The sequence below is a fragment of the Paracoccus sp. NIOT.M2S5SZ12 genome (assembly GCF_057748165.1).
The window spans coordinates 268,140-279,701 of the sequence record NZ_JBYLFR010000002.1 but is presented as its reverse complement, the minus strand read 5'-3'; the positions used below and the strand labels follow the sequence as shown (position 1 = coordinate 279,701).

The 11,562-nt window shown below is 71.1% G+C and carries 11 protein-coding genes; all 11 read left to right on the top strand.

From position 1 onward, the window contains the following. Positions 1-116 precede the first annotated feature (116 nt). Positions 117-410, top strand: coding sequence for an STAS domain-containing protein (locus AC2SGK_RS03175; RefSeq protein WP_488322137.1), 294 nt, complete (start codon positions 117-119; stop codon positions 408-410). Continuing rightward, complete coding sequence (locus AC2SGK_RS03170) at positions 407-775, top strand: response regulator (protein ID WP_488322136.1); 369 nt, start codon at positions 407-409, stop codon at positions 773-775. Before AC2SGK_RS03175 ends, AC2SGK_RS03170 begins: the two co-directional genes overlap by 4 nt. A gap of 1 nt (position 776) precedes the next feature. Further along, positions 777-2,876, top strand: coding sequence for a chemotaxis protein CheA (locus AC2SGK_RS03165; protein ID WP_488322135.1), 2,100 nt, complete (start codon positions 777-779; stop codon positions 2,874-2,876). A 3-nt stretch (positions 2,877-2,879) separates the two neighbouring features. Then, positions 2,880-3,350: a chemotaxis protein CheW gene (locus AC2SGK_RS03160; protein ID WP_411837098.1), complete on the top strand. Its 471-nt coding sequence runs from the start codon at positions 2,880-2,882 to the stop codon at positions 3,348-3,350. Continuing rightward, on the top strand, positions 3,347-4,222 hold the full coding sequence (locus AC2SGK_RS03155; protein WP_488322134.1) for a CheR family methyltransferase: 876 nt from the start codon (positions 3,347-3,349) through the stop codon (positions 4,220-4,222). Before AC2SGK_RS03160 ends, AC2SGK_RS03155 begins: the two co-directional genes overlap by 4 nt. 10 nt (positions 4,223-4,232) lie before the next feature. Continuing rightward, complete coding sequence (locus AC2SGK_RS03150) at positions 4,233-4,622, top strand: response regulator (protein WP_488322133.1); 390 nt, start codon at positions 4,233-4,235, stop codon at positions 4,620-4,622. Further along, on the top strand, positions 4,619-4,984 hold the full coding sequence (locus AC2SGK_RS03145) for a hypothetical protein (RefSeq protein WP_488322132.1): 366 nt from the start codon (positions 4,619-4,621) through the stop codon (positions 4,982-4,984). Before AC2SGK_RS03150 ends, AC2SGK_RS03145 begins: the two co-directional genes overlap by 4 nt. Positions 4,985-5,100: 116 nt before the next feature. Beyond that, positions 5,101-6,780, top strand: a complete 1,680-nt coding sequence (locus AC2SGK_RS03140; protein WP_488322131.1) for an IucA/IucC family protein — start codon at positions 5,101-5,103, stop codon at positions 6,778-6,780. Next, the gene (locus tag AC2SGK_RS03135) at positions 6,770-9,490 is read left to right on the top strand and encodes an IucA/IucC family protein (RefSeq protein ID WP_488322130.1); all 2,721 of its coding nucleotides are present in this window, start codon (positions 6,770-6,772) and stop codon (positions 9,488-9,490) included. Before AC2SGK_RS03140 ends, AC2SGK_RS03135 begins: the two co-directional genes overlap by 11 nt. Continuing rightward, positions 9,487-10,719, top strand: a complete 1,233-nt coding sequence (locus AC2SGK_RS03130; RefSeq protein ID WP_488322129.1) for a DUF6005 family protein — start codon at positions 9,487-9,489, stop codon at positions 10,717-10,719. Before AC2SGK_RS03135 ends, AC2SGK_RS03130 begins: the two co-directional genes overlap by 4 nt. Continuing rightward, a complete protein-coding gene (locus AC2SGK_RS03125; protein WP_488322128.1) occupies positions 10,716-11,519 on the top strand; it encodes a sugar phosphate isomerase/epimerase family protein in 804 nt (267 codons plus the stop codon). The genes AC2SGK_RS03130 and AC2SGK_RS03125 overlap by 4 nt, the downstream gene beginning before the upstream one ends. Positions 11,520-11,562 lie beyond the last annotated feature (43 nt).

Below are 11,562 nucleotides of genomic sequence, written 5' to 3'. Positions count from 1 at the left end.
AATGGCGCGGAAACGTTAAAAAATCGTTCTTTCGAAATGACTTGGATCGGATGCGATAATTCGCTTCGGGCAACCTTTCCTTAAGGGTTGGCTGCTAGCGATGGGGAAGCCGATGGATGAACGAGGTGGATCAGATGCACGCCCTGCCCCTGCCCGAGACGATGGACCGCAAGGCCGTCCTCGCGCTTCAGCGCACCCTGCTGGACCAGCGGGGGGCGGATGCGGTTCTGGACGCCTCGCAGGTCCGGCGCATGGGAGGCCTCGCGATCGAGATGCTGATTTCGGCGCGCAAGCAGTGGCAGATGGACGGCAAGGCGCTGTCGATCCGTGACGCCTCGGACCCGTTCGTGACCGCGCTCGAGGCTGTCGGCGCCTCGGTCGAACTTCTTCAAACCGGGGGACCCGCATGACGACCCGTATCCTGGCGGTCGATGATTCGCCGACCATCCGCGCGCTTGTCTCCAAGGCGCTGCGCAATGCAGGCTTCGAGGTGTTCCTCGCCGCCGATGGCGTCGAAGGCGTCGGCGCCCTGAGCGAGGCCGACCCCCACCTGATCATCACCGACATCAACATGCCGCGCATGGACGGCTTCGGCCTGATCGAGAACGTCCGCGCGACCGGTGCCTATGCCGAGGTTCCAATCCTGGTCCTGACCACCGAGAGCGGCGCCGACCTCAAGGCACGCGCACGCACCGCCGGGGCCACCGGCTGGATCGTGAAGCCCTTCGAGGACGAGCGTCTGATCGCCGTCATCGACAAGGTTCTGGGGCGCTGACATGGCCGACATGGACGAATTCCGCGACATGTTCTTCGTCGAATGCGACGAGCTTCTCGAGGTGCTGGCCAATGGGCTGCGCCAGATGGAGGAGCCGGGCTTCGACAAGGAGACCGTTCACGCCGTGTTCCGCGCGGTCCATTCCGTGAAGGGCGGTGCGGCCGCCTTTGGCCTCGCCACGCTGGTCAGCTTCGCGCATCGCTTCGAGACGGTCCTGGACCTGGTCCGTTCGGACCGGATCGACGTGACGCCGCAGATCATGGCCCTGTCGCACCGCTGTTCGGACTGCCTGACCGACCTTGTCGGTGCCGCCCGTGCGGGTCGGGAGCCCGACGAGGCGCAGATCGACGGCCTGATGACCGAGCTGTCCTGCCTAATCGAACCCGAGGCCCACGAGGACACGGCCTTCACCTTCACGCCGATCACGCTCGACTTTGGCATGCCGCTGGCGATGGACATCGAGCCGGCACCGGAGATGGCGGCGGGGCTTCTGGTGCAGATGACGCCGGGGTTCCAGCTGTACCGGTCGGGCAACGACCCGGTCGCCCTGATCGGCGCGTTGCGCAAGCTGGGCGCGGCCGGCGTCATGCCGAATGCCGAGGCCGTGGCGCCGCTGGAGGACTGGTCGCCCGATCATCCCGCCCTGTCCTGGGACGTCACGATGAACGCGGACGTGACCGAGGCCGACATCATGGGCGTCTTCGAGTTCGTCGAGGATTGCTGCAGGCTGTCGATCCGTCCCGCGCCCGCGCCGGATCACCCTCAGGCCGATGCCATCCCCGCCGCGCCGGACATGCCGCTGGACATGGCCCCGCCCGCGACGGCGCCGACCGAGGCCGCGGCCGTCGCGCCCGCGGCACCCCGCGCCGCGACGCAGGCCCCGGCCGAGCAGGCGGCGCCCACGATCCGCGTTGCGCTGGACCGGGTCGACCGGCTGATGAACATGATCGGGGAGCTGGTCATCAAGGAGGCCATGCTGTCGCAGGTCATCCAGACCGCCGGCCTGCACGAACAGCCCGACGTCGTGGCGGGGCTGGAGGCGATCCGGCAGCTGGCCGGCGACATCCAGGAAAGCGTCATGGCGATCCGCGCCCAACCGCTGAAGCTGGTCTTCCAGCGCATGCACCGCATCCTGCGCGAGGCCGCCGACGCGACCGGAAAGCCCGTCCGCCTCGTCACCGTCGGCGAGCAGACCGAGGTCGACAAGACCATGATCGAGCGGCTGGTCGAACCGCTGACCCACATGATCCGCAACTCGGTCGATCACGGGCTGGAGGACAGCGTCACGCGCCAGCGCCGCGGCAAGCCGCAGGAGGGCACGATCACGCTCTCGGCCGCCCATCGCTCGGGGCGGGTGCAGATCGAGGTCTCGGACGATGGCGGCGGGATCAACCGCGCCAAGGTCCGCCAGATCGCCGAGGATCGCGGCCTGGTCGCGCCGGGGGCGAACCTCTCGCCGGCCGAGATCGACCAGCTGCTGTTCCTGCCAGGCTTCTCCTCCAAGGACGAGGTCTCGGCCCTGTCGGGCCGGGGCGTGGGCCTCGATGTCGTCCGGCGCGAGATCATGAACTTGGGCGGCCGGGTGATGATCCAGTCGACCGAGGGCGAAGGCACGACGTTTTCCATCGCGCTGCCGCTGACCCTGGCCGTGGTCGAGGGGATGCTGATCCAGCTGGGCGACCAGACGATGGTCCTGCCGATCACCGCCGTGCAGGAGACCCTGCGACCGGAACGCTCGATGCTGCACGGGGTGGGCCAGGGATCGCAGCTGTTGTCGAACCGCGGAGAGCTGATCCCGATCATCGATCTCTGCGCCTGCTTCGGCGTGCAACAGCCCGCCGAGCCGCAGGACGGTGGCGTGCTGATCGTGGTCGAGACCGACAGCCGCCGCCGCGCCGCCTTCCGCGTCGACGCGATCTTCGATCAGCGCCAGGTCGTCATCAAGAGCCTTGAGCAGAACTACGGCCGGGTGCCGGGTGTCTCGGCCGCCACGATCCTGGGCGACGGCAAGATCGCGCTGATCATCGACCCCGAAGAAATCCTTCTTTCCATGTCCAACGACCAGGGCCGCCGCATGGCCGCCATGGCATCGAACGGGTGACGCATGCTGCAATCCATCTCGCATAACTCCGTCGGCAAACGCGACGTCGTGGCCTTCAAGCTGGCGGACCAGGACTTCTGCATCGACATCGGCCTTGTCCGCGAGATCCGCGGCTGGACGCCCACCACGATGCTGCCCCACGCCCCCGACTACGTGAAGGGCGTGATCAACCTGCGCGGCTCGGTCGTGACGGTCGTCGATTTGTCGGCCCGTCTGGGTTTCGGCGCGGCCACCCCGTCGCAGCGGCACGTGGTGATCATCGCCATGCATGCCGGGCGCATCGTGGGGCTGCTGGCCGATCTGGTCTCGGACATCCTGCCGATCAACGACGACCACATCCAGGCCGTGCCCGACATCGCCTCGAACCCCGCGCGCGAGTTCATCGTGGGCATGATCACGCTGGAGGACGGGCGCATCCTGCGCAAGATCGACCTGGCGCAGCTTCTGCCCGCAGCCCACGGGGTCGACGCGTGAGAGCCGCCGCAGCCACCCCCATGGCCGCCGCGACGGGCCCCGTCCTGACGGACGCGCAGTTCCGCAAGATCGCCGCGATCGTCCATGAGGACAGTGGCATCATCCTGTCGGAATCCAAGCGCAGCCTGCTGATGGCACGGCTGAACCGGCGGCTGCGCGCCCTGTCCCTGGGCGATTACGGCGCCTATTGCGACCGGCTGGAGGGTCCCGACGGGCCGCACGAACGCCGGCACCTGCTGTCGGCGATCACGACGAACGTCACGGCCTTCTTTCGCGAGGGCCACCACTTCGACAACCTCGCGCGCGAGGTCCTGCCGCCCCTGGCGCCGCTGGCACGCGCGGGTCGGCGGCTGCGGCTGTGGTCGGCGGCCTCCTCCTCCGGAGAGGAGCCCTATTCCATGGCGGTGACGCTGCTGGACGCGATCCCGGATGCCGCACGCCACGACGTGCTGATCCTGGCGACCGACATCGACCCCGAGATGGTCGCACGCTCGCGCCAGGGCCGCTTCAGCGCCGAGGCGCTGTCGCCCGTGCCCGCCGCGCAGGCGCGGAAATACTTCCAGCCCTGCGCGACGGGCTTCGAGGCCCGCCCCGAGGTCCGCCAGATCATGCGCTTCGACGAGCTGAACCTGCATGGCGACTGGCCCTTCTCGGGCAAGTTCGACGTGATCTTCTGCCGCAACACGGCGATCTACTTCGACGCGGCCGCCCGCCAGCGCCTGTGGCTGCGCTTCGCGCAGGTCATGGTCGAGGGGGGAACGCTGTTCATCGGCCATTCCGAGCGTCTGGACGGACCCGCCGCGGCCCTGTTCCAGCCGACGGGGACCACCCAATACCGGCGCAACGCAACGCCGGCGCCTGCCAGAACGTGAAAGGGACATCATGGCACTCAAATCGCACCTTCATGTGATGGTCGTCGACGATATGACCATCAGCCGCTCGCTGATCGAGCAGGCGCTGGACTGGGCCGGACTGGTCAACGTCCAGTACGAGGCCGATGGCGCGGCCGCGTTCCGGCGCCTGGCGGCGGCACCGGTGCATCTGGTGATCTCGGATTACAACATGCCCGGCATGGACGGTCTTAGCCTGCTGGAGGCGCTGCGCCAGAACCCCAGCACGCAGCGCATCGGCTTCATCCTGATCACCGGCACCGCGACCCGCGAGATGATCGAGCGCGGGCAGCGGGCGGGCATGAACAATTTCATCGCCAAGCCCTTCACCAAGGAGGCCCTGCTGCGCTGCATCGAATCGGTGACGGGCAAGCTGCAATGACGGTGGACCCCGACACGCTGCGCGCGGCCCTGGACCGCGCGGCCGCCGAGGCGCAGCGGATCGCCGAGGGGCTGACCCGGATCGACGCGGCCCTTGGCGCGCTGGTGCAGGAGAGCGACGCGGCGGCCCGGTCGCTGCAGGCGGCCGACCTGCTGCGCCAGGAGGTCGAGGGCCTGTCCCGCTTTCTGGCGGCGCTGGCCGCGCAGGCCGATCCGGGCGTGCGCTGCGACACGGCGGGGGTGTTGTCAGAGCTTGCGCTTAATGCCCAGGCCGGCCGGCTCGGCGCGGTGGCATGGATGCCAGAGGCGGAGATGTCCGATGATCTCTGGGGTCTGCCTCAGGCGGCGGTGGCGGTTCGATGACCGCCGCCAGACATATGTTGACTTAAACAGTAAACAATAATAGGCCGGACGCGCCAGCATCTGCCAGCCCCGAGACGACCCGGCCCACGTGGCCGCCGATCCCCGAGGCTGCGATGATGTCGACCGATCCGATCCTGACCTTCCGGCCCAAGGCCGCCGCGCTGCCATGGTCCGACCCCGCTGCACCCGGCGACCCGCAGGCCGCGGCCGATCTTGCCAGCCTGCGTGCGCTGCTGATCTGCCGGATGCGGGAAATGGGCGGCGGGCGCGATCTGGTCCCGGTCGGCGGCGGCTGGATCCAGATCATCGCGCAAGGGCCGCTGGCCAGCGGGCTTCCGCGGCTGTCGCGCCTGATCCGCCATGGTCCCGACGGTGCCGAGGACATCGACCCCGCCACCGCCCTGTCGCTGATCACAGAACGGCTGGAGCGGGATCACGGCCCCACCGGCGCGGCGGTGGCCCGGCGCGTCCGCGCCAGCCGCCAGCGGATCGCGACGATCCTCGCACAGCGCGTGGCCCAGCCCGCCGCGGACCCGGATTTCCTGACCGCCGAACAGGCGCTGCTGACCGGGCACTGGATGCATCCCTGCCCCAAGGCCCTGTCCGGCATGACCCTGCCCGAGGAACGCGCGATGACGCCCGACTGGTGCGGCGCGCTCCGCTTGGTCGCGCTGTCGGTCGAAGAGCGGCTGCTTCGCGCCACGGATGCCGTGCGGGTGGCCGATCTGCCCGGCATGGGCATCGACCCCGGACCGGGACGCGCGCTGCTGCCCGCGCATCCGCTGACCTGGGACCGCGCGCGCCACGATCCCCGCATCGCCGCGCTGATCGAACGGGGGGCCATCCGGTCGCTTGGTCCGGTCGGGCCGGGCTGGTGGGCGACCTCCTCGGTGCGCACGCTCTGGCGCGGCGACAGCCCGTGGCAGGTCAAGGTGTCGCTGCCGGTCACCATCACGAACTCGCAGCGCGTGAACAAGCGTCACGAACTGCTGGCCGGGGCGGCCATGGCGGCGCGCATCGGGGCGCTGAACGGCCGGCACGGTCCCATGCGGCTGATCGACGATCCGCATTGGCTGTCGCTGGATCTGCCCGGCGCGGAATCCGGGCTGGAGGTGATCCTGCGCCGCAATCCGTGGCGGGGCGCCCGCGGCGGCCGAGTCATGCAGGTCGCGGGTCTGGTGACCGAGCCGCTGCCCGGACGGGCGTCGCTTCTGGCGCAGGTGATGGCGGGCCTCGACCCCGCCGCATGGTTCGACGCCTATCTGGACTGCGCGGTGGCGCCGGTCCTCAGGCTCTATGACGCGACGGGCATCGCGGTCGAGGCGCATCAGCAGAACGCGCTGCTGGACCTGTCGCGGGGCCTGCCGACGCGCTGCGACATCCGCGACAATCAAGGCTTCTACGTGGCCGAGGACATGGCCGACGACACGCTGCGCGCCATTCCCCAGCTGGTCTATCCGCGCCCCGAGGCCGAGGACGCGCTGAGCTATGCGCTGATTGTGAACCAGGTGTTCTCGGTCATCCACCGCATGGCGCTGGACGGGTTGATGCCCGAGGATCGGGCGATGGCCCGGCTCGCCGCGCATCTGGCGGCCCTCACGCGCCTGCCCGGCCATGGCGGCGCGCTGGCGCGGCGCTGGCTGACGGAGCCGCATCTGGCGGCCAAGGGCAACCTGCTGACGCAGCTGGGCGGCGTGGACGAGCTGCTGATCCCCGGCGAGCGCGCGCCGATGATCCGCGTGCCGAACCCGCTGCCCGCCGCCCGTCACGCCGGGAGCCTGTCGCATGTCGCCTGAGGATCGCGCCCTGCGCCAGACGGTCGAGGCGCTGGCCTTCGAGCGCATCCTGACCCCCGCTCCCGGCGGCTGGACCCTGGGCGGTCTGACGATCCGCGCGCCCCACCGCCTGCAGGCCACGGGCCGACCGCGGCTGCTGGGCCGGCCCTGCGACGCGGCAGGCCGCCCGCTGCGCATCGCGACCTTGGCCCGGGCGCTGGCCGAAACCGGGCACGACCCCACGCCGCTGGTCGCGGCCGTCCAGCGCAGCGCGCATTTCCTGCGCGCGGCGGGTCCGGTGCGCCCCGACCGCCTGTCCCTGACCGGGCTGGCGCTGGAGGCCGCGCTGATCGAGGGGCACCCCTATCACCCCGGCTTCAAGGCGCGCATCGGTTTCGACGATGCCGACAACCGCGCCTTCGGACCGGAGGCCGGGCAGCCGATCCGCCCCGTCTGGCTGCGCGTCGATCCGGCGCTGCTGCGGCGCGCAGGCATCGACGTGGCGCAGGGCTGGGCGCCCGCGGGGGCGGTCCCGGTCCATCCTTGGCAATGGCGCGACCTGTGCCGCGACGCGCGGATGCAGGCACTGATCGGGGCGGGGCGCATCGCGCCGCTGGCCGTGGACGGCCCGGCGATGCAGGCCACCGCGTCGCTGCGCACGCTGGCCGCACGGGACGGGGGCGATCACCTGAAGCTGTCCCTGGGCGTGGGCGTCACCTCATCGGTCCGCGATCTGGTGCCGTGGTCGGTGGCGGTGGCGCCCGCGATCTCGGACTGGCTGGCCGGCGTGGTGGCGGGCGATCCGGCGCTGGCGGGCTTGCGCATCCTGCGCGAACATGGCGCGGTCATCGTGGCCGAGGAGCTGCTGGCGGGCCGCCTTGCCGCGATCCGGCGCAGCCCGCCGCCCGACGCGGCCGTGCCGCTGTCGGCACTGTCGCTGTCGGACCCCGACGGCCAGGCGCTGATCGCGCCCTGGCTGGCCCGGCACGGCACGCGGGCCTGGGTCGCGCAGCTTATGGCGATGCTGCGGCCGGTCTGGCGGCTGATGACCCATCACGGCATCGCGCTGGAGGCGCACGGCCAGAACCTGCTGATCACTCATGATGACGGCTGGCCCACCGGCCTGATCGCGCGGGATTTCAGCGAAAGCCTGGAATATATCGATGCCTGCTTGTCAGGTCCGCCGCCCGACCTGACGGCGGTCGATCCGCGCCTGGCGGATGCGCCCCTGGGCAGCCGTCACGCCATGCCGCATCCGACCGACCTGCGCGATCTGGTGACCGACTGCCTGGTCATCCATGTCCTGTCGGATCTGGCCCATCTGCTGCACGACCGCGGCCACCTGCCCGAGCCCGCCTTCTGGCAGCTGTGCCGCGCCGCCTGGCCCGCTGCGCCGCATCTGGCGACCGATGCCGCGACCCTGCCCGCCGAAAGCCTGGCGCTGCGCCTTCTGGGCGGGTCGGGCAGTCACAACGTTCCCAATCCGCTGAAAGACCCCGAAATGACGCATCATTTCCGCCTGAACGACCGGCTGGTCGATCCCATGTCCGACGCCTGGCCCGACCTGCTGGCGGGCCGCGACCCGGAGCGGACGCGCATTGCCCTGCTGCTGGGCGACCGCGCCGCCTGTCTGGCGCAGATCCTGCGGCTGCGTGCGGCGGGCGCCTCCTGCCACCCGATCCACCCCGAGACCCCGCCGGACCAGGCCCGCGCGCTGGCGCTCAGGGCGGGCTGCGATCTGTGGCTGACCGATGCGGGGCTGGAGGATCTGGGCCAGACCGCGCCCCATGCGCCAGGCGGTGTGCTGATCCAGACCAGCTCCGGCACGACCGGCGCGCCCAAGATCATCGCCCGCAGCTGGGCCGCCATCCAGACCGAGATCGACGCCTACATCCGCGCCTTCCCCCAGGCCGACGGGATGGTGCCGGTGATCGCCGCGCCGGTCACCCATTCCTACGGCCTGATCGCCGGGGTGCTGGTCGGACAGGCGCGGGGCCGGGTGCCGGTGGTGCTGGACCATGCCAATCCGCGCGCGATCCTGCGGCAGCTGGAGGGCGTGGCGGAACCGCTGCTTTATGCCGCGCCGCCGCTGCTGCATGTGCTGGCGCGGCTGGCCGGGCCGGGCGGGCTGAAGGCCGCGGTGATGTCCTCGGGCACCGTCCTGCCGCAGCCGTGGTTCGATGCGATCCGGGGTGCGGCGCGGCACATGTTCCAGCAATACGGCTGTTCCGAGGCCGGGTGCCTGGCCATCGCGCCCGACCCCTCCTGCCCGGAGGACATGGGCGCGCCGCTGCCCCATGTCCGGCTGCGCGCGGGCCGGGACGCCCCTGCGCCGGTCACGGTCGACGGCAGCCCGCCCGTCGCCACCGGCGATCTGGGCGTGATCGACGACCGCGGCCACCTGATCTTCGCGGGCCGCGCGGCGGAGGTGATCGATGTCGCGGGACTGAACGTCTATCCCGCCCAGATCGAGGCCGCGGCCCTGTCCCTGCCCGGCATCACCGATGCCGTGGCCTTCGCCATCCCCGACCCCGCCGCGCATCAGCGCCCGGCGCTGGCCTATGCGGGCGACGTCCCGGAGGCCGTGCTGGACGCGCATCTGACAGCGAGCCTCTCCGCGCGCCAGCGCCCGCTGCGCCTGATCCGCCTGCCCGCCCTGCCGCGCGGCGCCAACGGCAAGATCGCCCGCCGCGACCTGGCCGCCACCCTGCTGAGCGAGACCGCATCATGACCGAACCCCGCCCCATCCCCGATCCCGACGCCCTGCAGGACCGCATCCGCGCCATCCTGGCCGGACCCATGGCCTGCCCGCGCATGGCGGCCTTTCACGCGGGCGCGCGCCTTGGTCCCGACCTGGGGCTGGATTCGGTCGGCCTGATGACGCTGATGCTGCATCTGGAGGAGGCGGGCGTGCCCATGACCGAGGACACGTTCGACCGCGCCCCCGGCATGACCGTGCGCGACCTGGCGCTGGCCCTGGCCGGCGCCACCCCCGCGCCGGAGGAGCCCGTGGACATCAAGGTCCATTGCGTCGTCAGCTGCCTGTGCCAGGCGCTGAAGGATCACGGCGGCATCGATCACCGGCCGATGTATCTGGGCCTCTGGGACGGGCAGGTGGTCGTGGACGACCGCATGCGCCTGTCCTATCACGCGGCGGGGATCGACCACGGCTTCTATCTGGACTGGGCCGAACGCCTGTTCGGGCTGCGCGTCGCGCGCTGGTACGACCCCGCGGCGCCGAAATCCGCGAACCTAGACCGGCTGCACGCGCTGCTGGCCGACTGGCGGCCCGGCCGCTACGTCATGCCGATGATCGACATGGCGCTGTTGCCGCAGCGCGACAACAAGTTTGCCCAGGACGTCTTTCCCCATTACGCGCTGCTGGAGCCGACCGCCGATCCGGCGCAATGGCTGATGCGCGACCCGGATTTCCGTTGGGAGGGCGTGCTGCCTGCCGCCGACCTGCGCCGGGCCTTCCTGCGCGACACGGTGGCGGGCGGCTTCGCCTTCGCCGCCGAAGGCCTGCATCCGGCGACGGACCAGGCGATCGCCGCGATGCATCGCGCCACCTTCGACGCGCAGGCCGTCCCGCTGATCGACGCGCTGCGCCGCATCCTGCAAGCCCATGCCGGCCCCCTGCCCCGCGCCGATCTGGAACCCGCGCTGCGGGAACTGCCGGTCATCGCGATCCGGAAATACGCCTATGAGCATGCTCTGGCCATCTTCGGAGAGATCGAGGGCCGCGACCACGACGCCTTTGAGGAATGCTGCGACCGGATCGCGGCCCTGCATGCCGGGCTGAACGGCGTCCACCGCCGCGCCGTGGCCTTCGCACGCGAGGGCGACGCGGGCGACCTGCTGACCGCGCTGGCCGATCTGGACCGGCTGACCGCGCTGGAGCGGGGCATCAAGGCCACGCTGGCGCATTGGTTCGACCGCTGGCAGGAGGACCGCGCATGAGGATCAACGCCTGTTCCGTGGCCTTCCGGCACCTGTCGGTGACCGCCGCCGATCTGGCCCGCTATGTCGCGCGCGAGGGGTTCGACGGGCTGGAGATCTGGGCGCCCCATGCCCGCGCGCTGGCCGACAACTGGTGCGCCCTGCCCATGCGGGCGCCGGTGCCGATGCTGGCGGGCTATCTGCCCCTGGGCCTGCCCGGTTTCGACCCCGACGAGGCCCGCGCGCTGCTGGACCTGACGCGGCGATGGGGGGCCGCGCGGCTGCGGCTGTTCGCGGGCGGCACGGCCAGTGCGGCGACCCCGCCCGCCGCGCAGCGCGCGATCCGCGACGATCTGGCGCGCGTGGCCGACATGGCGGCGGCGTGCGGCCTGTCGGTCGCGATCGAGACCCATCCCGGCACCCTGGCCGATGGGGTCGAGGCGACGCTGGACCTGCTCCGCGCGCTGGACCATCCGGCCGTCGTCGTGAATTTCGACGCGCTGCATGTCTGGGAATCGGGCGCCGATCCCGTGGAGGCCTTCGCGCGGCTGGCGCCCTGGGTGCGGCACCTGCACCTAAAATCGGTGACCGGGCGGGACCGGCTGTCGGTCTTTGCGCCCGACAACATCCACGATCCGCAGGGCGACCGGCGGGGCATCTGTCCGCTGCTGGAGGGGGCGCCGGACTGGCGGCCGCTGCTGGCAGCGCTGCCCGCCGACATGCCCGCGTCGCTGGAATGGTTCGGGCCAAAGCCCGCCGCAACCATGGCCGCCGACCTGCGCGCGCTATGCGCCTTGGGGGCCGGCGCCCGGGCGGCCTGAGCGGGTCGCGTGAGGGGGGCCGCGCAATGGCCCCCTTTTCATC

What these genes read in the sequence shown, in the direction of transcription:
- AC2SGK_RS03175 (WP_488322137.1), top strand. Translation starts at nt 117, where the DNA reads ATGAACGAGGTGGATCAGATGCACGCCCTGCCCCTGCCCGAGACGATG.
- AC2SGK_RS03170 (WP_488322136.1), top strand. Translation starts at nt 407, where the DNA reads ATGACGACCCGTATCCTGGCGGTCGATGATTCGCCGACCATCCGCGCG.
- AC2SGK_RS03165 (WP_488322135.1), top strand. Translation starts at nt 777, where the DNA reads ATGGCCGACATGGACGAATTCCGCGACATGTTCTTCGTCGAATGCGAC.
- AC2SGK_RS03160 (WP_411837098.1), top strand. Translation starts at nt 2,880, where the DNA reads ATGCTGCAATCCATCTCGCATAACTCCGTCGGCAAACGCGACGTCGTG.
- AC2SGK_RS03150 (WP_488322133.1), top strand. Translation starts at nt 4,233, where the DNA reads ATGGCACTCAAATCGCACCTTCATGTGATGGTCGTCGACGATATGACC.
- AC2SGK_RS03145 (WP_488322132.1), top strand. Translation starts at nt 4,619, where the DNA reads ATGACGGTGGACCCCGACACGCTGCGCGCGGCCCTGGACCGCGCGGCC.
- AC2SGK_RS03140 (WP_488322131.1), top strand. Translation starts at nt 5,101, where the DNA reads ATGTCGACCGATCCGATCCTGACCTTCCGGCCCAAGGCCGCCGCGCTG.
- AC2SGK_RS03135 (WP_488322130.1), top strand. Translation starts at nt 6,770, where the DNA reads ATGTCGCCTGAGGATCGCGCCCTGCGCCAGACGGTCGAGGCGCTGGCC.
- AC2SGK_RS03130 (WP_488322129.1), top strand. Translation starts at nt 9,487, where the DNA reads ATGACCGAACCCCGCCCCATCCCCGATCCCGACGCCCTGCAGGACCGC.
- AC2SGK_RS03125 (WP_488322128.1), top strand. Translation starts at nt 10,716, where the DNA reads ATGAGGATCAACGCCTGTTCCGTGGCCTTCCGGCACCTGTCGGTGACC.